The organism is Duganella hordei (genome assembly GCF_040369125.1).
Lineage (GTDB): Bacteria > Pseudomonadota > Gammaproteobacteria > Burkholderiales > Burkholderiaceae_D > Rugamonas > Rugamonas hordei.
The window spans coordinates 1-24314 of record NZ_BPWI01000004.1; the positions used below are offsets into that span (position 1 = coordinate 1).

Annotated in this window: 11 protein-coding genes and 1 pseudogene; 4 read left to right on the forward strand and 8 right to left on the reverse strand. The window is 66.8% G+C overall.

Annotated elements, in window-relative coordinates:
* A pseudogene (locus ABWW33_RS10745) lies at positions 1-1839 on the reverse strand (heme utilization protein); the annotation flags it as partial.
* Positions 1840-2282: 443 nt separating this feature from the next.
* Positions 2283-11480, reverse strand: coding sequence for an SPM autocatalytic domain-containing protein (locus tag ABWW33_RS10750; protein WP_353401439.1), 9198 nt, complete (start codon positions 11478-11480; stop codon positions 2283-2285).
* Positions 11481-12112: 632 nt separating this feature from the next.
* Here ABWW33_RS10750 and ABWW33_RS10755 point away from each other — a divergent pair.
* Positions 12113-12832 (forward strand): class I SAM-dependent methyltransferase, encoded by a 720-nt coding sequence (locus ABWW33_RS10755; RefSeq protein WP_176653457.1) that lies wholly within the window; start codon positions 12113-12115, stop codon positions 12830-12832.
* Positions 12832-13782, forward strand: coding sequence for a retroviral-like aspartic protease family protein (locus ABWW33_RS10760; protein ID WP_353401441.1), 951 nt, complete (start codon positions 12832-12834; stop codon positions 13780-13782). The genes ABWW33_RS10755 and ABWW33_RS10760 overlap by 1 nt, the downstream gene beginning before the upstream one ends.
* Here ABWW33_RS10760 and ABWW33_RS10765 read toward each other — a convergent pair.
* Positions 13755-14150, reverse strand: coding sequence for a hypothetical protein (locus ABWW33_RS10765; RefSeq protein ID WP_353401443.1), 396 nt, complete (start codon positions 14148-14150; stop codon positions 13755-13757). The genes ABWW33_RS10760 and ABWW33_RS10765 overlap by 28 nt on opposite strands.
* 14 nt (positions 14151-14164) lie before the next feature.
* Positions 14165-15139 carry a GlxA family transcriptional regulator gene (locus ABWW33_RS10770; RefSeq protein ID WP_353401445.1) on the reverse strand — a complete coding sequence of 325 codons (975 nt, stop codon included), beginning with the start codon at positions 15137-15139 and terminating at the stop codon, positions 14165-14167.
* 80 nt (positions 15140-15219) lie between these two features.
* Between ABWW33_RS10770 and ABWW33_RS10775 the strand changes: the two genes are divergently transcribed.
* On the forward strand, positions 15220-15822 hold the full coding sequence (locus ABWW33_RS10775) for a DJ-1/PfpI family protein (protein ID WP_353401447.1): 603 nt from the start codon (positions 15220-15222) through the stop codon (positions 15820-15822).
* Between the two features lies 1 nt (position 15823).
* On the opposite strand, the gene ABWW33_RS10780 is transcribed toward ABWW33_RS10775, so the two are convergent.
* Together ABWW33_RS10780 and ABWW33_RS10785 are read right to left on the reverse strand one after the other, a co-directional pair.
* Complete coding sequence (locus ABWW33_RS10780; RefSeq protein ID WP_353401449.1) at positions 15824-18487, reverse strand: polysaccharide deacetylase family protein; 2664 nt, start codon at positions 18485-18487, stop codon at positions 15824-15826.
* Between the two features lie 59 nt (positions 18488-18546).
* Positions 18547-19800 carry a cytochrome-c peroxidase gene (locus ABWW33_RS10785; protein ID WP_353401451.1) on the reverse strand — a complete coding sequence of 418 codons (1254 nt, stop codon included), beginning with the start codon at positions 19798-19800 and terminating at the stop codon, positions 18547-18549.
* Between the two features lie 138 nt (positions 19801-19938).
* On the opposite strand from ABWW33_RS10785, the gene acpA reads away from it, so the two are divergent.
* The gene (gene acpA / locus ABWW33_RS10790) at positions 19939-22065 is read left to right on the forward strand and encodes an acid phosphatase (protein WP_353401453.1); all 2127 of its coding nucleotides are present in this window, start codon (positions 19939-19941) and stop codon (positions 22063-22065) included.
* A gap of 75 nt (positions 22066-22140) precedes the next feature.
* On the opposite strand, the gene ABWW33_RS10795 is transcribed toward acpA, so the two are convergent.
* Positions 22141-23517, reverse strand: coding sequence for a sensor histidine kinase (locus ABWW33_RS10795; protein ID WP_353401455.1), 1377 nt, complete (start codon positions 23515-23517; stop codon positions 22141-22143).
* Positions 23510-24166 carry a response regulator gene (locus tag ABWW33_RS10800; protein WP_444550991.1) on the reverse strand — a complete coding sequence of 219 codons (657 nt, stop codon included), beginning with the start codon at positions 24164-24166 and terminating at the stop codon, positions 23510-23512. The genes ABWW33_RS10795 and ABWW33_RS10800 overlap by 8 nt, the downstream gene beginning before the upstream one ends.
* Positions 24167-24314 lie beyond the last annotated feature (148 nt).

Consider the following 24314-nt stretch of genomic DNA (forward strand, 5'->3'; position numbering starts at 1 on the left):
CTGGTCGGTGGTCAGCGCGGCGGTCTGCGCGGTGCTCAGCGCGGCGATGGCCGAGGTCTTCAACGCGCCGAGGTCGGCCGTTTCAATCGCGGCGATGGCGTCGGTGCCCAGCGCGGCGACCTGGCCGCTGGTCAGTGCGCCGACCTGGCTGCTGCTCAGGGCGACGATCTGGTCGGTGGTCAGGGCCTTGGTCTGGCTGCTGGTCAGCGCGGTGATGACGCCGGTTTTCAGTGCGGCCAGGTCGGCCGTTTCAATGGCGGCGATGTCGTTGGTGCTGAAGGCGCTCACCTGGGCCGAGCTCAGGGCGCCGAACTGGTTGGACGTCAGCGCGACAACCTGGTCGGTGCTCAGCGCCGCGATGTTGGCGGTGGTGATGGCGGCGACCTGGTTGGTGGTCAGGTTCGACAGTTGATCGGTGGTCAGCGCCGCCAGCTGCGCGGTCTTCAGCGAGGCGATGATCGCGGTTTTCAGGCCGACGATGTTGGCGGTGGAGATGGCGGCCACGTCGCCGGTCGTCAGTGCGCCGAATTGCGCGGTGCTCAGCACGCCCAGCTGGTTCGAGGTCAGGGCCACCATCTGGTCGGTGGTCAGGGCGGCAACGTTGGCAGTGGTGATGGCCGCCACTTGCGCGGTACCCAGTGCGCCGATCTGGTCGGTGGTCAGCGCGGCGGTCTGCGCGGTGCTCAGCGCGGCGATGGCGGCGCTCTTCAGCGAACCGATGTCGGCCGTTTCAATCGCGGCGATGGAGGCGGTACCCAGCGCGGCCACCTGGCCGGTGCTCAGCGCGCCGACCTGGCCGGCGCTCAGCGCCACTATCTGGTCGGTGGTCAGGGCCTTGGCCTGGGCGGTCGACAGGCCGGCGATGACGGCGGTCTTCAGCGCGGCCAGATCGGCCGTTTCAATCGCGGCGATGGCGTTGGTCGACAGCGCGCCGATTTGCTGCGACGTCAGCGCGGCAGCCTGGTTGGACGTCAGCGCGACGACCTGGTCGGTGCTCAGCGCGGTCATGCTGGCGGTGGTCAGCGCGGAAATCTGGGTGGTGGTCAGGTTCGACAGCTGGTCGGTGGTCAGGGCTGCCAGCTGCGACGACTTGATCGATGCGATCAGGCTGGTTTTCAGGGCGACCAGGTCGGCCGTTTCAATCGCGGCCACGGCACTGGTGCCCAGCGCGCCGAACTGGGCGGTGCTCAGCGTGCCCAACTGGTTGGAATTCATGGCGACGATCTGGTCGGTGGTCAGGCCCGACGCCAGGTTGGCGGTGCTCAGCGACGCGACTTGCGCGGTCGACAGGCTGGCTACCTGGTCGGTGGTCAGCGCGGCCATCTGGCTGGTGCTGAGGCTGGCGATGACGACGGTTTTCAGCGCCAGCACATCGGCCGTTTCCATGGCCACGATGTCGTTGGTGCTCAAGCCTGCGACCTGGGCGCTGCTCAGCGCGTTGGCCTGGCTGGTGGTCAGCGCGACGACCTGGTCGGTGGTCAGCGCGGCCAGCTGGCCGGTCGACAGGCCGGCGATCGAACCCGATTTCAGTGCGGCGAAGTCGGCCGTTTCGAGGGCGGCAATGTAGGCGGTCGCCATGGCGTTGACCTGAGCCGAGCTCAGCACACCTACCTGATTGGAACTCAGCGCGACGATCTGGTCGGTCGTCAAGCCGTTCGACATTTGCTTGGTGGTCAGTGCGGCGATCTGGGTGGTGGTCAGCGCCACCGCCTGATCGGTCGTCAATGCCCGAGTCTGGTCTGAATTGAGCGCTACGATATCGCTGGTAGCGAGGGCAGCAATGGTTTGGGTCGACAGAGCTGCGATCTGGTCGGTACTCATGCTTGTTACGAGGCTCATTTCCATTCTCCTTGGGGCACTGCACAGTTCTATACAGACAGATGATGGAGCCGACAGGTCTCGCCCGCGGCTCCATCTGAATTGGGTGCTACTGGAATTTCTTTGCGTTTTACATGCGCGTGATCACGAAATCGCGCACTTTAGTTCTTAACGTCAATATCGAAGGCAACTTTAGGATACGCCAGCCATGATTTTGCCTCCGGTTAACATTTTAATAGCGAGGGAACAGCGCATAGTTTCATTCAATCACGGCCCAAAAACCGGCGGGCCACCGCCCTGAACGTACAAAGCGACCCTTTTTTGCGCTGCATTAAGCTTTTTTGTTTACTCAGTGCAATGCAAAAACCGGGCCATGATTTCTCAAAAACAACTTTTTTGGGACAAACGGCAGGGCCTGAGCCCTGCCGCGTGGCACTACATCCGGCTTGCGCCGGGGTACTACTTTACTTGCCGGGCGCCGCCAGGAAGCCGTGGCCGCCCTGCGACTGCAACGCTTTCAGACGCAGCGCGCTGTCGGTGGCCGCCTGGCTCTCGGCGCCGAGGACCGGCTTGCCGTTGGCGTCGAACTGCTTGAGCGCGTCGGCCAGCTGGGCCAGGCTGCCGCCCACGCCGTTGCCCTGGACATCCAGCTTCGGCGCCGCGGCCGCCGGCGTGCTGCAGCCGGCGAAGGCCGACATCGCCTGCGCCAGGTTGCTGACGCTGCCGCTCAGGTTGCTGGCCGGCGTGGTGGCGAACCACACGTCGGCCGCCGCATGGGTGGCGCCGTCGGCCGTCTCGAAGGTCGAGGTCAGACCCAGGATGTTGCCGTTGTTGACTGCCCCGCCCACCTTGACGTCCAGGTTGAGCTTGGTGATGCCCAGGTCGGCCAGCGACTTCAGCTCGTCGGCCTGGCTGACGCCATCGGTGTTGCCGTCGACCCAGACACGCAGGTCGGCGAAGGCGCTGTCCTTGGCGTCGATGGTGCCGTCGCCGTTGGTGTCGAGTTCCGCCATCGCTTGGTAGCCGGTGGCCGCTTTCTGGCCGTTGGCCAGCGTGGTGCCGGAGCCGAACAGTTCGCTACCGTCGTTGATCACGCCGTCATGGTTGCGGTCCAGGGCCAGCAGGCCGTCGCCGCCGGCGGTCCAGCCGGTGTTGACTTTGTTGCCGTTGGCCAGCAGGTCGAACTGCACGCCCTTGCCCAGCGCCGTGGTTTGCACGCCGTCGCCGTTCAAGTCCAGCGCGATCGGGGTCAGGAACGACAGCGCCTGGGTCTGCGTGGTGGTCAGCGCATGGACCTGGTCGGTGGTCATCGCATGCAGTTGCGCCGAGGTCATCGCGTGCACCTGGTTGGTGGTGAGCGAGGCGATTTCAGCGGTGCGCAGCGTGACGAACTGCCTGGTGCTCAGCGCGGCGATCGCGGCGGTGCTCAGCGCGACCAGGTCGGCGGTGTCGAGCGCGGCCAGCGCCGCGGTCGACAGGCCGGCAGCCTGGGCGGTGGTCAGCGCGGCGACCTGGGTCGAGGTCAGCGCCACGCCCTGGCTGGAATTCAGCGCGCCCAGCTGGTTGGCGGTCAGCGCGCCGATTTCCTGGGTGGTGAAGGCCGCCAGCGCGGCGGTGGCCAGCGCGGCAAGATTGTTGGTCGACAGCGCGGCAACCTGGCTCACGCTCAGCGATGCGGCCTGGGCGGTGGTCAAGGCGGAGATCTGTGCAGTGCTCAGACCGCTGGCGAAGGCCGAGGTGGCCAGCGCGGCGACCTGGCCGGTCGACAGCGCTGCAACCTGGGCGGTGGCCAGACCGGCCAGCTGCGCGGTGCGCAGCGCGGCGACGTCGATCGTGCTCAGGCCCACCAGGTCGGCCGTCTCGATCGCGCCGATGCTGTTGGAGCTCAGGGCCACCACTTGTGCGGTGCCCAGCGAAGACAGTTGCGCCGAGGTCAGCGCGACGATCTGGCTGGTGGTCAGCGCGGCGATGCCGGCGGTGCTCAGCGCGGCCAGCGAGGCGGTGGCCAGCGTGTTGACCTGGGTGGTGGTCAGCGCGGCGACCTGCGCGGAACTCAAGACGGCGATGGCGGCCGTCTTGATGGCCGACAGATCGGCCGTTTCCAGCGCGGCTATCGAGTTGCTCGACAGTGCGGACACTTGCGCGGTGCTCAGCGCGGCCGCTTCGGAGGTGCTCAGGGCCACGACCTGGCTGGTGGTCAGCGCCTTGACCTGATTGGCGCTCAGCGCGGCAACCGCGTTGGTCGACAGCGCGGCAAGGTCGGCGGTTTCCAGCGCGGCGATGGCGTTGGTGCTCAGCGCGGCAACCTGCGCGGTGCCCAAGGTGCTCGCTTGCGCGGTGGTCAGCGCAACGATCTGGTTGGTGCTCAGACCGGAGACAGCGGCGGTGCTCAGCGCGGCGACCTGGTTGGTCGACAGCGCGGCGACCTGAGCCGTGGCCAGGCCCACCAGTTGCGCACTGCGCAGCGCGGCGACGTTGGCGGTGGTCAGGCCGACGATGTCGGCGGTTTCAATCGCGCCGATGGCGTTGCTCGACAGCGCGGCAACCTGCGCCGAGCTCATGCTGCTCAACTGAGCCGAGGTCAGTGCGACGACCTGGTCGGTGGTCAGCGCGGCGATGCCGGCGGTGCTCAGCGCGGCCAGCGAAGCGGTGGCCAAGGTGTTGACTTGCGTCGTGCCCAGCGCGGCAACCTGAGCGGAACTCAGGGCGGCGATGGCGGCCGTCTTGATGGCCGACAGATCGGCCGTTTCCAACGCGGCAACCGAGGCGGTGCTCAGCGCGGCAACTTGCGCGGTGCTCAGCGCGGCCGCTTCGGCCGTGGTCAGTGCAACGATCTGGCTGGTCGTCAGCGCTTTGACCTGATTGGCGCTCAGCGCGGCGATCGCGTCCGACTTCAGTGCTGCGAAGTCGGCCGTTTCCAGCGCGGCGATGGCGTTGGTGCTCAGGCCGGCCACTTGTGCGGTGCTCAGCGAGCTCGCTTGCGCGGTGGTCAGCGCCACGATCTGGTTGGTGGTCAAGCCGGACACGGCGGCGGTGCTCAGCGCGGCGATCTGGTTGGTCGACAGCGCGGCAACCTGTGCGGTCGCCAAGCCAGCCAGCTGCGCGCTGCGCAGCACGGCCACGTTGGCGGTGGTCAGGCCGACCAGATCGGCGGTTTCGATCGCGCCGATGGCGTTGCTGGTCAGAGCGTTGACTTGCACCGAACCCATGCTGCTCAGCTGAGCCGAGGTCAGCGCGACGACCTGGTTGGTGGTCAGCGCGGCGATGCCGACGGTGCTCAGCGCGGCCAGTGAGGCGGTGGCCAGGTTGTTGATCTGCGTGGTGGTCAGCGCGGCAACCTGGGCGGAGCTCAGGGCACCGATGGCGGCGGTCTTGATGGCCGACAGGTCGGCCGTTTCCAGCGCGGCGACGGCGTCGCTCGACAGCGCGGCCACTTGCGCGGTGCTCAGCGCGGCCGCTTCGGCCGTGGTCAGCGCAACCACTTGATTCGTGGTCAGCGCCTTGACCTGATTGGCGCTCAGGGCGGCAATCGCATCGGACTTCAGTGCTGCGAAGTCGGCCGTTTCCAGCGCGGCGATGGCGTTGGTGCTCAGGCCGGCCACTTGTGCGGTGCTCAGCGAGCTCGCTTGCGCGGTGGTCAGTGCGACGATCTGGTTGGTGGTCAGGCCGAATACAGCAGCGGTGCTCAGCGCGGCGACCTGGTTGGTTGACAGCGCGGCGACCTGCGCCGTGGCCAGGCCAACCAGTTGCGCGCTGCGCAGCGCGGCCACGTTGGCGGTGGTCAGGCCGACCAGATCGGCGGTTTCAATCGCGCCGATGGCGTTGCTCGACAGCGCGGCGACTTGTGCCGAGCTCATGCTACTCAGCTGGGCCGAGGTCAGCGCGACAACCTGGTTGGTGGTCAGCGCGGCGATGCCGGCGGTGCTCAGCGCGGCCAGCGAAGCGGTTACCAGGTTGTTGACCTGCGCGGTGGTCAGCGCAGCAACCTGGGCGGAGCTCAGGGCGGCGATGGCGGCCGTCTTGATGGCCGACAGATCGGCCGTTTCCAGTGCGGCGACGGCGTCGCTCGACAGGGCCGCCACTTGCGCGGTGCTCAGCGCGGCCGCTTCGGCCGTGGTCAGTGCAACCACCTGATTCGTGGTCAGCGCCTTGACCTGATTGACGCTCAGGGCGGCGATCGCGTCCGATTTCAGTGCTGCGAAGTCGGCCGTTTCCAGCGCGGCGATGGCGTTGGTGCTCAGGCCGGCCACTTGCGCGGTGCTCAGCGAGTTTGCTTGCGCGGTGGTCAGCGCAACGATCTGGTTGGTGGTCAGGCCGGACACGGCGGCGGTGCTCAGCGCGGCGATCTGATTGGTCGACAGCGCGGCGACCTGCGCGGTCGCCAGACCCACCAGCTGCGCACTGCGCAGCGCGGCGACGTTGGCGGTGGTCAGGCCGACGATGTCGGCGGTTTCAATCGCGCCGATGGCGTTGCTCGACAGCGCGGCGACCTGCGCCGAGCTCATGCTGCTCAGCTGGGCCGAGGTCAGCGCGACGACCTGGTCGGTGGTCAGCGCGGCGATGCCGGCGGTGCTCAGCGCGGCCAGCGAAGCGGTGGCCAAGGTGTTGACTTGCGTCGTGCCCAGCGCGGCAACCTGGGCGGAACTCAGGGCGGCGATGGCGGCCGTCTTGATGGCCGACAGATCGGCCGTTTCCAGCGCGGCAACCGAGGCGGTGCTCAGCGCGGCCACTTGCGCGGTGCTCAGCGCGGCCGCTTCGGCCGTGGTCAGTGCAACGATCTGGCTGGTCGTCAGCGCTTTGACCTGATTGGCGCTCAGCGCGGCGATCGCATCGGACTTCAGTGCTGCGAAGTCGGCCGTTTCCAGCGCGGCGATGGCGTTGGTGCTCAGGCCGGCCACTTGTGCGGTGCTCAGCGAGCTCGCTTGCGCGGTGGTCAGCGCGACGATCTGGTTGGTGGTCAGGCCGAACACAGCGGCGGTGCTCAGCGCGGCGATCTGGTTGGTCGACAGCGCGGCAACCTGCGCCGTGGCCAGGCCCACCAGCTGCGCGCTGCGCAGCGCGGCGACGTTGGCGGTGGTCAGGCCGACGATGTCGGCGGTTTCAATCGCGCCGATGGCGTTGCTCGACAGCGCGGCGACCTGTGCCGAGCTCATGCTGCTCAGTTGGGCCGAAGTCAGCGCGACGACCTGGTCGGTGGTCAGCGCGGCGATGCCGGCGGTGCTCAGCGCGGCCAGCGAGGCGGTGGCCAGCGTGTTGACCTGCGTGGTGGTCAGCGCGGCGACCTGGGCGGAGCTCAGGGCGGCGATGGCGGCCGTCTTGATGGCCGACAAGTCGGCCGTTTCCAGTGCGGCAACCGAGGCGGTGCTCAGCGCGGCAACTTGCGCGGTGCTCAGCGCGGCCGCTTCGGTCGTGGTCAGTGCAACCACTTGATTCGTGGTCAGCGCCTTGACCTGATTGGCGCTCAGGGCGGCGATCGCGTCCGACTTCAGTGCTGCGAAGTCGGCGGTTTCCAGCGCGGCGATGGCGTTGGTGCTCAGGCCGGCCACTTGCGCGGTGCTCAGCGAGCTCGCTTGGGCGGTGGTCAGCGCCACGATCTGGTTGGTGGTCAAGCCGGACACGGCGGCGGTGCTCAGCGCGGCGATCTGGTTGGTCGACAGCGCGGCGACCTGTGCGGTCGCCAGGCCCACCAGCTGCGCGCTGCGCAGCGCGGCGACGTTGGCGGTGGTCAGGCCGACGATGTCGGCGGTTTCAATCGCGCCGATGGCGTTGCTGGAGAAGGCGCCGATTTGCGCGGAACCCATGCTGCTCAGTTGAGCCGAGGTCAGTGCGACAACCTGGTCGGTGGTCAGCGCGGCGATGCCGGCGGTGCTCAGCGCGGCCAGCGAAGCGGTGGCCAAGGTGTTGACTTGCGTCGTGCCCAGCGCGGCAACCTGGGCGGAACTCAGGGCGGCGATGGCGGCCGTCTTGATGGCCGACAGATCGGCCGTTTCCAACGCGGCAACCGAGGCGGTGCTCAGCGCGGCAACTTGCGCGGTGCTCAGCGCGGCCGCTTCGGCCGTGGTCAGTGCAACGATCTGGCTGGTCGTCAGCGCTTTGACCTGATTGGCGCTCAGCGCGGCGATCGCGTCCGACTTCAGTGCTGCGAAGTCGGCCGTTTCCAGCGCGGCGATGGCGTTGGTGCTCAGGCCGGCCACTTGTGCGGTGCTCAGCGAGCTCGCTTGCGCGGTGGTCAGCGCCACGATCTGGTTGGTGGTCAGGCCGAACACGGCGGCGGTGCTCAGCGCGGCGATCTGGTTGGTCGACAGCGCGGCGACCTGCGCCGTGGCCAGGCCCACCAGCTGCGCGCTGCGCAGCGCGGCGACGTTGGCGGTGGTCAGGCCGACGATGTCGGCGGTTTCAATCGCGCCGATGGCGTTGCTCGACAGCGCGGCGACCTGTGCCGAGCTCATGCTGCTCAGTTGGGCCGAAGTCAGCGCGACGACCTGGTCGGTGGTCAGCGCGGCGATGCCGGCGGTGCTCAGCGCGGCCAGCGAGGCGGTGGCCAGCGTGTTGACTTGTTTGGTCGTCAGCGCGGCGACCTGGGCGGAGCTCAGGGCGGCGATGGCGGCTGTCTTGATGGCGGACAGGTCGGCCGTTTCCAGCGCGGCGATGGCATTGGACGACAGCGCCGCCACCTGCGCGGTGCTCAGCGCGGCGGCCTCAGTCGTGGTCAGCGCGACGACTTGATCGGTCGTCAGCGCCTTGACCTGATTGGCGCTCAGGACGGCGATCGCGTCGGACTTCAGTGCTGCGAAGTCCGCCGTTTCCAGCGCGGCGATGGCGTTGGTGCTCAGGCCGGCCACTTGTGCGGTGCTCAGCGAGCTCGCTTGCGCGGTGGTCAGCGCGACGATCTGGTTGGTGGTCAGGCCGAACACAGCAGCGGTGCTCAGCGCGGCGATCTGGTTGGTCGACAACGCGGCGACCTGCGCCGTGGCCAGGCCCACCAGCTGCGCGCTGCGCAGCGCGGCGACGTTGGCAGTGGTCAGACCGACGATGTCGGCGGTTTCAATCGCACCGATGGCGTTGCTCGACAGCGCGGCGACCTGCGCCGAGCTCATGCTGCTCAGTTGGGCCGAGGTCAGCGCGACGACCTGGTCGGTGGTCAGCGCGGCGATGCCGGCGGTGCTCAGCGCGGCCAGCGAGGCGGTGGCCAGCGTGTTGACTTGTTTGGTCGTCAGCGCGGCGACCTGGGCGGAGCTCAGGGCGGCGATGGCGGCTGTCTTGATGGCGGACAGGTCGGCCGTTTCCAGCGCGGCGATGGCATTGGACGACAGCGCCGCCACCTGCGCGGTGCTCAGCGCGGCGGCCTCAGTCGTGGTCAGCGCGACCACTTGATCGGTCGTCAGCGCCTTGACCTGATTGGCGCTCAGCGCGGCGATCGCATCGGACTTCAATGCTGCGAAGTCGGCCGTTTCCAGCGCGGCGATGGCGTTGGTGCTCAGGCCGGCCACTTGCGCGGTGCTCAGCGAGCTCGCTTGCGCGGTGGTCAGCGCGACGATCTGGTTGGTGGTCAGGCCGAACACGGCGGCGGTGCTCAGCGCGGCGATCTGGTTGGTCGACAGCGCGGCAACCTGTGCGGTTGCCAGACCCACCAGTTGCGCACTGCGCAGCGCGGCGACGTTGGCAGTGGTCAGGCCGACGATGTCGGCGGTTTCAATCGCGCCGATGGCGTTGCTCGACAGCGCGGCCACTTGGGCCGAGCTCATGCTGCTCAGTTGGGCCGAGGTCAGTGCGACAACCTGGTCGGTGGTCAGCGCGGCGATGCCGGCGGTGCTCAGCGCGGCCAGCGAAGCGGTGGCCAGCGTGTTGACTTGTTTGGTCGTCAGCGCGGCAATTTGAGCGGAACTCAGGACGGCGATGGCGGCGGTCTTGATGGCCGACAGGTCAGCCGTTTCCAGCGCGGCGATGGCGTTGCTCGACAACGCGGCCACTTGCGCGGTGCTCAGCGCGGCGGCCTCGGACGTGGTCAGCGCGACCACTTGATCGGTGGTCAGGGCCTTGACCTGCGCGGCGCTCAGCGCGGCAATGGCGTCGGATTTCAAGGCCGCGAAATCGGCCGTCTCCAGCGCGGCGATGGCCTTGGTGCTCAGGCCGGCCACTTGCGCGGTGCTCAGCGAGCTCGCTTGCGCGGTGGTCAGCGCGACGATCTGGTCGGTGGTCAGGCCGAACACGGCGGCGGTGCTCAGCGCGGCGATCTGGTTGGTCGACAGCGCGGCGACCTGCGCCGTGGCCAGGCCCACCAGCTGCGCGCTGCGCAGCGCGGCGACGTTGGCGGTGGTCAGGCCGACGATGTCGGCGGTTTCAATCGCGCCGATGGCGTTGCTCGACAGCGCGGCAACCTGTGCCGAGCTCATGCTGCTCAGCTGGGCCGAGGTCAGGGCAACGACCTGGTTGGTGGTCAGCGCGGCGATGCCGGCGGTGCTCAGCGCGGCCAATGAAGCGGTGGCCAGCGTGTTGACTTGGGCGGTGGTCAGCGCGGCGACCTGGGCGCTGCTCAGGGCGGCGATGGCGGCCGTCTTGATGGCCGACAGGTCGGCCGTTTCCAGCGCGGCGACGGCGTCGCTCGACAGCGCGGCCACTTGCGCGGTGCTCAGCGCGGCGGCTTCGGCCGTGGTCAGCGCGACCACTTGATTCGTGGTCAGCGCCTTGACTTGCGCGGCGCTCAGCGCGGCAATCGCGTCGGATTTCAATGCCGCGAAGTCGGCCGTTTCCAGCGCGGCGATGGCCTTGGTGCTCAGGCCGGCCACTTGCGCGGTGCTCAGCGAGCTCGCTTGGGCGGTGGTCAGCGCGACCACCTGGTCGGTGCTCAGGCCGGCAATGGCGGCGGCGCTCAACGCTGCAATCTGGTTGGTCGACAGCGCGGCAACTTGCGCGGTGGCCAGGCCGACCAGCTGCGAGGTACGCAGGGCGGCGATGTCGTTGGTGCTCAGGCCGGCGAGGTCGGCGGTTTCAATCGCGCCGAGGGCCTTGCTCGACAGCGCGACCACTTGCGTGGTGCTCATGGCGGCGATTTCCGCCGAGGTCAGCGCGACGGCCTGGTCGCTGCTCAGCGCGGCGATGCCGGCGGTGCTCAGCGCGGCCACCGAAGCGGTGCCCATCGTATTGACTTGCGCCGTGGTCAGCGCGGCCACCTGGGCGCTGGTCAGCACGGCGATGGAGGCGGTCTTGATCGCGGCCAGGTCGGCGGTTTCCAGGGCGCCGATGGCGTTGGTGCTCAGCGCAGCGACCTGGGTCGAACTCAGTTGCGCGGCCTGGTTGCTGGTCAGGGCGACCACTTGGTCGGTCGTCAGCGCCTTGACCTGGTTGGCGGTGATGCCGCCGATAGTGGCCGTGGCCAGCGCGGCGACGTCGTTGGTGGTCAGCGCGGCGATGGCGGCGGTTTGCAGCGCGGCGATCTGGGTCGAGGTCAGCGCGTTGGCCTGCTTGGTCGTCAGGAAGGCGATCTGGGTGGAGTTCAGGCCTCCGGCAATCTGGGCAGTCGTGAAGGCGGGGATTTGCGCAGTAGTGAACGCGGCCAGCTGGTCAGAATTAAACGCTGCAATGTCGGCAGTTGCCAGCGTGATGATCTGGGCTGTGCTGAAACTGGCAATCTGCTCAGTGGTAAAACTGGTCGCGAAACTCATACTATTTCTCCTGGAGGTACTTCTCTGGCTGCTCAGAAAGCAACTCGAGCGATCAGCTTTTGTCTGATGCTCGAGCCCTGTAGTGGATTTGTTACTTTTTTAACAAAATTTTTATGGTGCTGTCGGAAAAAACTACTCCGTACTGTATATAACGACGGAATTTGGACTTTCATTAAGTAAACTTTTCTTTTGGCCATTAAGTTGCGGGCCAACCAAGCTCGAACCAGATGAACGCCTCTTCCAGCAGGATTCCAAGGGCCGATTATATCTGAGTAGATTTCCCAAAAGAATTTATTTCAACCGCTGTCTCTCTCTCGCAACCTGCTATAGGAGAATGTTTATTTATTAAAAAAGTTACCTAAAAAAACAGTTCACCAGGAAACTTTCATGTCGATAGTGCCATTTTCCCAGCAGAAAAATATATCCATACGGACATTTTGCCCTTGCCGTGTGACAAGCAGATGACTGAACAGAGGGGTTAAGCAATGTCAATTTGATATATCCGGTGCATAATCCGGATCTCGCCTGCACAGCTAAGGCGGGGAAAACCGGTTCACCCACCTACGGAGACTTTCAAAATGAAACTGTTGCCTAGAAGCCGCACCCTTGGATTACTTTGCCTGAGCAGCACCATGGCCCTGTTACTGGCCGCCGGCCACGCCGGTGCCGCCGGCCAAGCGCCGCTGGCCGCCGCCGCCGTGGCCGATGCCGGCCGCCCGGACGCCGACAAGGCGCGCGACGCCGACCGCAAGCCGGCCGAGATGCTGGCCTTCGCCAAGGTCCAGCCGGGCCAGGTCGTGGTCGATTACTTTGCCGGCCGCGGCTACTTCACCCGCCTGTTCAGCACGGCGGTCGGCCCGAAGGGTTCGGTGTACGCGATCGCGCCGCAGGTGCTGGTGGACCGCCTGAAGGGCAAGCCGCTGCCGCCGCCCGTGTCGGCCGAACCGGGCCGCGCCAACGTGCATGAAGCGATCAGCGCCGCCTCGCTCAACGTGCCGGTCAAGGCCGACCTGGTGTGGACCTCGCAGAACTATCACGACATCCACATCTGGAGCGGCGCCGCCGGCACGGCCGAGCTGAACAAGGCCGTGTTCGAGGCGCTGAAACCGGGCGGCTACTATATAGTGCTGGACCATTCGGCCCAGCCCGGCCTGGACGACGCCGGCATGGCCAAGCTGCACCGCATCGACGAGGCGCTGGTCAAGAAGGAAGTGCTGGCCGCCGGCTTCGTGCTGGACGCCGAATCGCAGGTGCTGCGCAACCCGGCCGACGACCGCTCGGCCCAGGTGTTTGAAACCGGCATCCGCGCCCACACCGACCAGTTCATCCTGCGCTTCCGCAAGCCGAACTGATGATGGCCCCCATCCTGCAACGCATGCTGGGGGCCGGCATGTTGCTGGCCGCCGCCCAGGCCCACGCAGATTGCCGCTTTACCGAACTGGCCGCGCTCGACCTGAATATCTACGAGGCGGCCGGCACGCCCTTCATCGATGGCCAGATCAACGGCAAGACGGTGCACATGCTGATCGACACCGGCGCCCACAAAACGCAGCTGACGCGCGCCGAGATGGACCGCCAGCAGCAGCCGCTGACCCGCACGCTGAACCGCGTGCGCGGCATCGGCGGCGACACGGCGCAGTTCGCGGCGCAGCCGGAGGAAGTGATCATCGGCCCGGCGCGCGTGGCCAAGACCTGGTTCCCGGTGGTCGATGGCCTCGACTACCCCGGCTACGGCGGTCTGGTCGGCGCCGACTACCTGCTGCAGGCCGACCTGGAAATCGCGCTGGCCGGCAAGCAGCTCAAGTTCTTCCGCAACGACGGCTGCGGCGGCGACAGGTCGCTGGCCTACTGGGACACGCAGGCGCTGGACGTGCCGCTGGAGCTGGCCGACAAGCACTCCGCCGCCTATGTGCAGGTCCAACTCAACGGCCGCAAGATCCGCGCGCTGATCGACACCGGCGCCGCCCATTCGCTGGTCGACCTGCAGACGGCGGACAAACTGGGCATCAAGCCGGGCGGCGCCGGCGTGAGCGAAGGCGGCGCGGTAACCGGCATCAGCGGCAAGGACACGCCCAAGTGGAACGCCACCTTCGACAGCTTCGCGATCGGCGAAGAAAACATCGGCAAGCCGCGCCTGGCCATCGCCGACGTCAACAACCTGCAGCAGTTCGGCGTCAAGAACATCGAAATGATACTGGGTCGCGATTTCCTGCGCGCCCACCGCGTGCTGATCTCGACCAGCCAGGAACGCTTCTACTACAGCTACCTGGGCGGTCAGGTCTTCTCGACGACTTCCCGGTAGCGCCACACCAGCACGGCGGCGGTGGCCGCCAGCAGCGCCAAGGCCACCATGTTGACGATGAACACGCCGCCGTGGAAGCGCATCACCAGGCCGATGCTGACGCCGGCCTTGACCGCGAAGTGCCAGCCGCCGTCGAAGGGATAGTAGCTGAACAGCTGCAGCGCGTAATACGCCACGCCGGCCCACAGGCCCAGCTTCCAGCGCTTGAGCGACAGCACGGCCCCGAGGAAGCCCAGCATCGCCGCGCTGTACAGCAGCGGCAGCGCCGACGCCTCCTGCGACTCGCCCAGCAGGCCGAGGCTGACACCGAGCGCCAGCGCGCTGTTGAGCAGCAGCACGCGCGCCACCCATTTTTCAAATTCCCGCATTCGATCTTCCCGATTCAGCCAAAGCGCGCCTGGTATTCGCTGGGCACCACGCCCAGCTGCGCGGCAAACGCGCGCCGCAGATTGTACTCGCTGCCGAAGCCGCTCTGGCTGGCCGCGCGCTTGACCGTCATGCCGGGCCGCTCCAGCAAGCCGCACGCCGCCTCCATGCGCAAGCGCAGCAGCAGCTGCGCCGGCGAGACGCCAGCCTCGCGCTGCAGCCGGCGGTGCAGCGTGCGCACCGACAGCGCGAACGCCGCCGCCATCTGCTCGACGTCGACCTGCCGCTTCAGGCGCGGACGCAGCCAGCCGGTCAGCTGGCCATGCAAGCCTTGCGGATCGGCCTGCGCCAGCAGCTCGGAGCTGAACTGGCGCTGGCCGCCGGGCCGCTTGTAGAACACCACCAGCCGCTTGGCCGTGCCCAGCGCGGCGGCGCGGCCGCAGTCCTCCTCCACCAGGCTCAGCGCCAGGTCCATGCCGGCGGCGATGCCGGCCGACGTGTAGACCGGCCCGTCCTTGATGTAGATGGCGTCGTCCTGCACCTCGATGGCCGGGTATTGCGCCTGCAGCCGGGCCGCGTCGAGCCAATGGGTGACGGCGCGGCGGCCGTCCAGCAGGCCGGCCCGCGCCAGCACGAAGGCACCGGTGCACACCGAGCAGCAGCGCGCGACCTCGCCGGCGGCGCGCCGCACCCAGCTTATCGCGGCCGACGCCAGCACGGCGCCGTCGCCATCGAGGCCGCGGCCGCCGGCGACGATCAGGGTGGCGCCGGCCAGGCTGCGGCGCGGCAACGGCTCTGCCAGCACGCTGACGCCGGAAGACGACGCCACCGGCCCGCCGCCCGGCGCGGTCATGCGGATGCGATAGGGCTCCGGCTGACCGGCGTCGCGCGCCTCGTCGTTCGCGGTGGAGAACACTTGCGCGGGGCCGGTGGCGTCCAGCAGCAGAAAGCCGGGGAACACCAGCAGCCAGATGTCGATAGGCTTGGTCATGTGGCAGATATTCCACCATCGATGTCATTTATGTCAATGCGTTTGGCGGCAAGATGGTCTCATCGACAAAGGAGATCCACATGACACGCACCATAGGCATTTATGTCTTCAACGACGTTGAAGTACTCGATTTCGCCGGACCGTACGAAGTGTTCACCTGTGCCACGCGCGTGGCCGCCAAGCTGGCGCCGGGCACCCAGGCGCCGTTCCGCGTGCGCACCATCGGCCAGCGCTCCGCCATGCTGCGCGCGCGCGCCGGCCTCGCCGTGCAGCCCGAATCTGATTTCGACAGCGCCGGCAGGATCGACGTGCTGATCGTCCCCGGCGGCGTGGTGACGGCGGAGCAGGCCAAGCCCGAAGTCATCGCATGGATCGCCGGCATGGCGCACAACTGCGAACTGGTGGCCTCGGTCTGCACCGGCGCTTTCCTGCTGGCGCAGGCGGGGCTGCTGGACGGCCAGCAAGCCACCACACATTGGGAAGATATCGACGAGCTGCGCGCCGCCTTCCCGCGCGTGGAAATCCCGGCCGGCCGCCGCTGGATAGACAACGGCCGCATCGTCACCTCCGGCGGCATCTCGGCCGGCATGGACATGTCGCTGCACCTGGTCGAACGGCTGGCCGGCCGCGAACTGGCCGCGCGCACCGCGCTGCAGATGGAATACGACTGGAACGAAGCCTGAACTAGCCCAGCTTCTTCAACTGCTCCCTGACGTAGGCGGCGCTCGGGTGATTCGGCGCCAGTTCGAGGAAGCTGGCGTAGGCCTTCCTGGCCTTCTCGCCGTCGCCCATGCGCACGCGGGCGTCGCCGAGGTTGAGGTAGGCGATGGCGCGCGAGGTGTCGATCTGCAGCGTGTTCTCGAACCAGCGCGCAGCCTCGGCGTACTTTTCCTGCTTGTAGTAGACGAAGCCCAGGTTGTTGGCGGCCAGGCCGAAATCGGGCCGGTACTTGAGCGCCTCGGTGAACGCCGCTTCCGCCTGCGCGTACTGCTTTTCCTTGAACAGCTGCATGCCCTTGTCGTTGGCGCGCTGCGCCAGCTGGCGGCTGGAGGCGTCGACCGGCTTCGGCGCGGCGATCTTCTGTTCCTCGCCCTGCAGATTCTTCACCACCACGGTATTGCCGTCGGCCTTCTCGTCGCGGCCCTTATCCAGCTTGCTGTTGAGCGCAATCGCATCCGGCGCCAGCTGCGCCGACTGCGCGCTGAGGAATTCCGCCTCGGCCGGCAGCTGGAACACGAACTCGCCGCCCTCCGATCCCGGCAGGCTGCCGAAGGCCGGCGTCTGCTGCGACACGCTGGCCACCGCCGGCGCCACATAGGCCGCCAGTTCGGTCGCGGTGATCAGGCCGTCGCCGTTCAAATCCGCCTTGCCGTTCAAGGCCTGCAGCAGGGTCCACGTGAACACCGAGTGGCCGTTCGGACCGCCGTCGGCCACCATCTGGTCGGCGCCGCCGGCCGTCAGCATCTGCCGGCCCATGCGGCGAGCGTTATCGCGCAGGAAGGCAGTGCTGCCGCCGCCGCGCGTCAAACCGAGGCCGCTGTAGCAGGCGTCCATGACGAACAGCACGTGCTTGGCGTTCAGGCTCTCGGCGATGTTCTGCAGATCCGTCATCGGGATCGCGTCGAAGCTGACCTGCTGCGGATCCGAATCGACCGGGATGATGTAGCCGAGATTGCGGCCGGAACTGAGCTGGCGCGTGGCGCCGTGACCGGCGAAGAACACGAAGATGCGGTCGTCCTTCTTCAGCTGCGCGTCGGCCAGCTTGTCGTGGAACAGCGCCAGGATGTTGTTGCGCGTGGCCTCGCCGTTGGTCAGCGTGAACACCCGCTCGCCGGCAAAGCCGAAGCGGTTGACCAGCGTGTCGCGGATCGCCTTGGCATCCTGCACCGCGTACTGCAGCTTGGGCCACTTCTGATAGTCGTTAATGCCGATGACCACCGCATAGCTGTTGGCGTAGCCGGTGCTGACGGCGATCTTCTCCGGCTCCGGCCTGCCTCCCTTGGCCACCTTGAACTCGTGGCCGTCCCAGGCGGCAAAGCTGTAGCCGTCGGCGATCAGCTTGTCGAGCACCATCGGCAGCGCCTTGACGCTGCGCTCGTGGATGTCATGGAACAGGATGATGCCGCGCTGCTCCTTGCCCAGGGTGGTCAGCACGCGGTTGGCGATGGAGCTTGGCACCGGATCGGCCCAGTCCATCGAATCGATATTCCACATCACCGAGCGCAGTCCCAGCTTGGACAGGATCGCCAGGCCTTCGGCGTTGTGCGCGCCGTACGGGAAGCGGAACAGCTCCGAGCGGCGCGGATCGGCCGCCTTCAGCATCAGGTCGGCGTTGGCGATCTCGCCATACAACTGGTCGCCCTTTTCCTTGGACAGCAGCGCGTGGCTGAAGCTGTGGTTGCCGACCGTATGACCGGCGTCGATCAGGCGGCGGCTCTCCTCGGCGTTCTTGCCCAGGCTTTGCTTGCCCTGCGCATCCAGTTTGCCGAGGTTCTGCCCGACCTGGAAGAACACGCCCGGCACATTGTACTGCTTGAGGATCGCGGCCACTTCCTCGGTGTAGCTCTTGTGCGGACCGTCGTCGAAGGTCAGCACCACGGTCTTGGGCGGCAGCGTGTTGCCGAAGATTTCCTTGGCCTGCACCTCTTGCTCTACCGTCTTAGGCGGTTCAGGATACGGCACGATGACGCCGTAGTCCTTCATGATCTGTTCGCGGCCATACAGCTTGCGCAGGCGGGCGACGTAATCGTCCCAGCGCTCGCGCTTGGGCGTGATGGCGCGCGTGTCGAAGCGCGAGAAGATGTCGCTCAGTTCCTTGTCGTACTGCTTTTCGATATCCTCCAGCGCGGCCAGGTCCTCGCTGACGCGCTTGTGCAGCTTGATCGCCGGCAGCGTCTGATCCGCGGCCGCCAGCTTTTGCAGCGACAACAGCACTTCGCGGAAGGCCAGCCGGTCGGCGTCGAACAGGTCGCCGGCCGATTCGATATAGGACAGCAGCGTATCGTCGGCCGCGTCGCGCTGCTGCGGCGGCAACGCCTGGGTTTGCGCCAGCATGGCCTGCACCTTGGCCAGCCGTTCCAGGTTTTCATGGAACAGCGACTGGCCGACCTGGCCGGCGGCCTTGCGGTCGCTGTCGGACAGCGTTTTCTCGTCGGCCAGCAGTACGATGATCTTGCGGTAGGCGGCCAGCATATTGCGCAACTCCGGCATGATCTCCGGCGTGGGACCGGCCACCACCGGCGCGGCGGCAGGCGCCGCCGGCTGCTTGCCGCGCAGCGCCACGAAGGCCCCCGCGCCGGCAACGGCCACCACCACGGCCGCGACGGCCAACTGCTTCGAGTATTTCATGTGCGCCTATATCCTGTGAGCAACTGAGGCTTACATTCTATGACACATTTGCTAATTTTTCACTGCGGTTTGTAGCCGTCGGTCAGCGTTTTGAGGAAAACCACCACGTCGGCGATCTCCTGGTCGGTCAGCGCCGGCTTGCTGCCGGGCTTGCCGCCGAACGGGGCTTCGACGTTGACGTTGTCGTCCATGCCGCGCGGCTGGTCGTCGAACTTGTGGATGCTGCCGTCCGGATTGCGCGGATACCACTTCTGCGGCACCGTGTCGCGCTGCACGTAGAAGCGCACCACCTGCTCCAGGCTGTCGAAGCTGCCGTTGTGGAAGTAGACCTTGCGCAGGGCCACGTTGCGCAGCGACGGCGTCTTGAAGCGGCCGCAGTATTCGGGATGGTCGCGCAGGTCGGTGCGGTCCGGGCCGCACAGGCCGAGGTCGAAATACTTCGGATCGGCGTTGACCGCCAGCTTGCCGTTGCGCGGCACGCCGAGGTTGACCAGCCCGTAATCGGTGAACTGCGGGAAGGCGCCGCCCTGCGAGATGCGGCTGATGTGGCAGGATGCGCAATTGCCCTTGGCTTCATCGTTGAACAAGGCCAGCCCGCGCGCTTCCTGCGGCGTCAGCGTGACCTGCTTGCGCAGGAAGGCGTCGTACTTGCTGGTGTACGGATAGAAATCGGCCGGGCTTTCCTGGAACACTTCCAGCGCCATCAAGGCCGCGCGCATCGCCGCGTCGTCGTGGTCGAAGATGTCGTCGCCGAAGGTCTTGCGGAACTGCGCCGCCAGCGGACCGTTGCGCAGTTTGGCCACCACCGCCGCATCGTCCTTGTTGCCCATCTCGCGCGGCGACAGCAGCGGACCACGCGCCTGCTCGTGTGCCGATCCGGCGCGGCCATCCCAATCGTAGCCGCCGGTAGGACCTGCGTCGGTGCTGTCGTCGCCATCGTCGTCGTGATAGTGCTCGGTGAAAGGCGGCACCGTCTGCAGGTACTTCAGCGACGGCGCGGCGCGCGTGCCCTGCGTGGCGCCATCGCCGCCGCCCAGCTGCGCCGACAGCCGGTTGGCCGGGCTGTAGCCGTTGTCCGGGTTGTGGCAGCTGGCGCAGCTGATGCGGCCGGATGCCGACAGCGTCGGTTCGTGGAACATCGCACGGCCCATCGCCGTCAACTCCGGCACCGGTGGCTGGCGTTTCATCGGCGCGTAGGCGGCGGCCGGCTTGGCGGCCGGTTTGGCGACAGGAGCGGAGGCGGATGCGGGCGGCGTCTCGCCATGGCAGGCGCTGAGCAGCGCGGCGATCAGGGCAATATAAATCTGTTTCATGCCGCAAGCCTAGCAACATGAAATGACCGCTGAATGACACAAAGCCAAAGATACAAAACGATACACACCATTTCATCGTCCTGAAATATTTGATGCCTAGCATGACCCGCTTTGACACCCCACCCACAAGGCAAGAAGATGAAACTCAATCCGATGCGGCCCCTTCCCCTCATGCTCATGTCGATCGGCCTGGGCGCCGGCCTGATCGCCTGCGGCAGCTCGTCCGACAGCGTCCCGACGCTGAGCGGCCAGGTGGTCGGCAGCTACTATGAAAACGCCGTGGTCTGCCTGGAAAGCACCAGCGCCAAGCTGACCTGCGACAGCGGCTCCTCGTCCGTGCGCACCGGCGCCGACGGCAAGTTCGCCATCACCGGCGCCAGCACCGGCGCGCTGCTGGTCACCGTCGGCACCGACGCCATCCGCCACGACGCCGTCGGCGACGCCGGCACCAAGGTCACGCAGAAACTGGTGTTCCGCGCGCCGAACGGCCACACCGGCTTTGTCGACGCCATCACCACCGAACTGGTCGCCATGATGGACGCCAACGGCGGCGACTTCGCCGCCGCCAGCAGCAAGCTGGCCGCCAAGCTGGGCGTGTCCGAAGCGAACCTGGTGGCCGATATCAACGCCGTCAGCGGCGACGACCAGGCCAAGCTGAAGGCCGAGAACGCCAGCGTCACCAACGTCATCGCCGCCGCCAGCACGCTGAGCGCGCCGGCCGACATCGCCGCCACGCTGACCTCCGGCCTGGCGCTGAACAACATCAAGAACATCGTCGTCATCTACGCCGAGAACCGCGGCTTCGACAACCTGTACGGCCTGTTCCCTGGCGCCAACGGCGTGCCGGGCGTGAACCCGACCTCGACCAGCGCCTACGTGGCGCAGAAGGACTTCGACGGCAGCGCGCTGCCGGTGCTGCCGCCGACCTGGGGCGGCATGGCCGCCGCCGGCCAGAGCGTCGTGCTCACCCAGGCGCAATCGGCCAACCTGCCGAACAAGCCGTTCCAGATCGACGACGCCAACAGCCCACTGTACATGGCGCAATCGGTCATCACGCGCGACCTGGTGCACCGCTTCTACAACAACCAGATGCAGATCAACGGCGGCGCCAACGACAAGTTCGCGGCCTACTCCGACGCCGGCGGCCTCACCATGGGCTACTACGACGGCAGCAAGATGAAGATGTGGGACATCGCCAAGCAATACGCGCTGGCCGACAACATGTTCATCGGCGCCTTCGGCGGCTCCTTCCTGACCCACCAGTACCTGATCTGCGCCTGCGCGCCGCAATACCCGAACGCCGACACCTCGGTGGCCAAGGGATCGATCGCCAAGATCGACGTCGACTCCAACGGCAACTTCGTGCGCCTGACGCCGGCCGCCAACGCCCCGGCCAGCGTGTTGAACGGCGCACCGGCCTACGCCAACGACGGCGCCATCACGCCGGCCGACTCGACCGGCATGTTCTACGCGGTCAATACCATGCAGCCGCCGTACCAGCCAAGCAGCAACAGCTTCGCCGCCGACGACAGCACCCACCTGTACGCGGACACCAGCAAGTCCAACACGCTGCCGCCGCAGACGCAGAAGAACATCGGCGACCTGTTGACCGGAAAGAACGTCGACTGGGCCTGGTACGCCGGCGCCTGGAAGGACACGACGGCCGCCACCACCGGCACCACGCGCGGCGCGATCACCAATCCGCCCAACTTCCAATTCCACCACCAGCCGTTCAACTACTTCGCCAACATGGATCCGGTGAAGAACGCTGCCTACCGCGCGGCGCACCTGAAGGATTACGACACCCAGTTCGTGGCGGATGTGACCAACGGCACCTTGCCGCCGGTGGCGTTCTACAAGCCGCAGGGTAACCTGAACCAGCACGCCGGCTACGCTTCGGTGGCCGACGGCGATGCCCACATCGCCGACGTCATCGCCAAGCTGAAAAAGAGCCCGCAGTGGAAGAACATGCTGGTGATCGTCACCTACGACGAGAACGGCGGCTTCTACGACCACGCCAGTCCACCGAAGGGCGACAAGTGGGGCCCGGGCACCCGCGTGCCGACGATCATCGTGTCGCCGTACGTGAAGAAGGGCGTCGACCATACGCAATATGACTCGGCCTCGATCCTGCGCGCCATCACCCGCCGCTTCGGCCTGCCGGTACTGGACGGCCTGGTCACGCGTGACAAGGCGCTGGCCGCCAACGGCGCCAAGCCGATGGGCGACTTCAGCGCCGCCCTGGCGCTGACTCCGCAAGAGTAAAACCCGGGGTCAGATCTGACATTCGGACACGAGCTCTGCCGTAACGGCCTTTACGGCAGAGCTCGTGTCCGAATGTCAGATCTGACCCCGGATTTCGAAGTCGACGGTGACGGTGAGTCCTTTGCCGTCATCGCCGGCGGCGAGCGTGATGGTGCCTTCGTTGCGCTCCGCCGCCCGCTCGGCGATCGCCAGTCCAAGGCCGCTGCCGGATTGCTCCTGTCCCGGCACGCGGTAGAAACGTTCAAACACTTTCCGATGCAGGGCCTGCGCAATGCCTGGCCCCTGGTCGGCGATGGTCAGGCGGTAGCCCTGCTCCAGCGCCGCCAGCCGCACATGGATCTTGCCCGACTCCGGCGAATATTTGATCGCGTTGCTGATCAAATTGTCCAGCAGCGCCGCCATGCTCTCGACATGCATCGCCATGGCGCACGACGCTTCCGACTGAAACTCGATATCGATGCCGCGCTGCACAGCCAGCGGCGCCGCCGACGCCAGCCGGCTGCGCACGAAGCCGCACAAATCCGTCTGCGGCAGGGGCTCGGCGCCCGGCTCGGCGCGCGCCCGTTCGAACGCGAGCAACTGGTGCACCATGTGCGTGGCCCGCGCCACGCCGTCGCGCAAGCCCTGGCCCGCCTCGGCGCTGCGCTCCGGGCTCTCGGCCGCGCTGCGGCTCAGCAGCAGATGGGCGTTGATCTGGATCGCCGCCAGCGGCGTCTTCAACTCGTGCGCGGCGTCGGTCAGGAATTCGTGTTCGCGCTCGATGCGCTGGCTCAGCCGCGTCATCAGCCGGTTGATCGCCATCACCAGCGGCGACAGCTCGCGGTAGTCGGAATCCGGCAGCGCCGTCAGGTCCGACACCGAACGCGCCTCGATCTCGTCGGCGATCGAGCGCAAGGGCCTCAGTCCAATGCCGACGATCAGCCATGCCGGCAGCAGCAGCAAGGGCAGGCTGAAGATCGTCGACGACAGCAGGAAGCTGACGCCGGAAAAACTCAGCATCCATTCATCGTCCACCTCATGGCTGCGCTCGACCACCAGCCCATGCGTCGCATCGCGCTCGACCGCGCTGACCCAGGCGTTGGCGTGGCGGGCAGCGGCACTGCCTGGCGCCGGCAGCACCTCAGGCAGATCCGGCAGCGAGTTGTAGAGCAGTGCGCCGTCCTTCCACACCTTCAGCCGCACGCGCGAGTGGTAATCCAGCTCGCGGAACATCTCCTTGCGCACCGACTCCAGCATGGCCGCCGCGCGCCGCATGCGCTCCGGCTGGTCGGCGATCTCCATCAGATGCAGCAGCAGCTCGCGCGTGTGCGCGGCGTTCTCGCTGGCGGTGCGGTTGCGCTGCGTGGCCTTGGCCTCGAACGCCACATAGGTGAACCCGGCCAGCGCCACCAGCGCGATCACGCCGGAAAAACCCAGCATCAATCGCCGGAACAGCGACGACTGCTTATCCACGCTGCACCATGTAGCCGACGCCGCGCACCGTGCGGATCACGCGGTCGCCGACCTTCTTGCGCAGATTGGAGATGTGCACATCCAGCGTCTGCCCCACGCTGTACGGCAAGCCCTGTTCCAGCTCGGCGCGCGTCAAAACGCGGCCGGACTGCTTCATCAAGGTCAGCAGCAGCGCGAACTCGGTGCGTGACAACGACACCGCCGCGCCGGCGCACGTGACCAGCATGCGGCTCTCGTCGAGCACCAACTCGCCCAAGGTCCACAGCGATTCGCCGCCGTCGACGTTGCCGTTCGCGCGGCGCACGATGGCGCGCAACCGTACCAGCAGCTCGGGAATCTCGAACGGTTTGATCAGGTAATCGTCGGCGCCGGTGTTGAAGCCGTTGAGCCGGTCCTCCAGGCTGTCGCGCGCCGTCATGATCAGCACCGGCAGCGACAGGCCCTGCGCCCGCATGTCGCGCAGCAGCGCGTTGCCGTCGCCGTCGGGCAGGCCGAGGTCGAGCAGCACGGCGTCGAACGGCTCGGACTGCAGCCGGGCGATCGCGCCCTCCGCCATCCGCACCCAGATTACCGCGTGTCCCTCGTCCTGGAACACCGACAGCAGCGCCCGGCCTATGGCCAGGTCGTCTTCGATCATTAATATTTTCATGCTGAAAGTGTAGCGTGCTTTGTAGCTAAATTACGTGCAGCGTAGACAAAACACCACATCAGGCCCCGACAAGGCAATGCGCGACAAATCAGGCACTTGGCGGCCAATCTTCAGGCTTCCTTTATTTTCCGGACAGCGCGTGATTGAC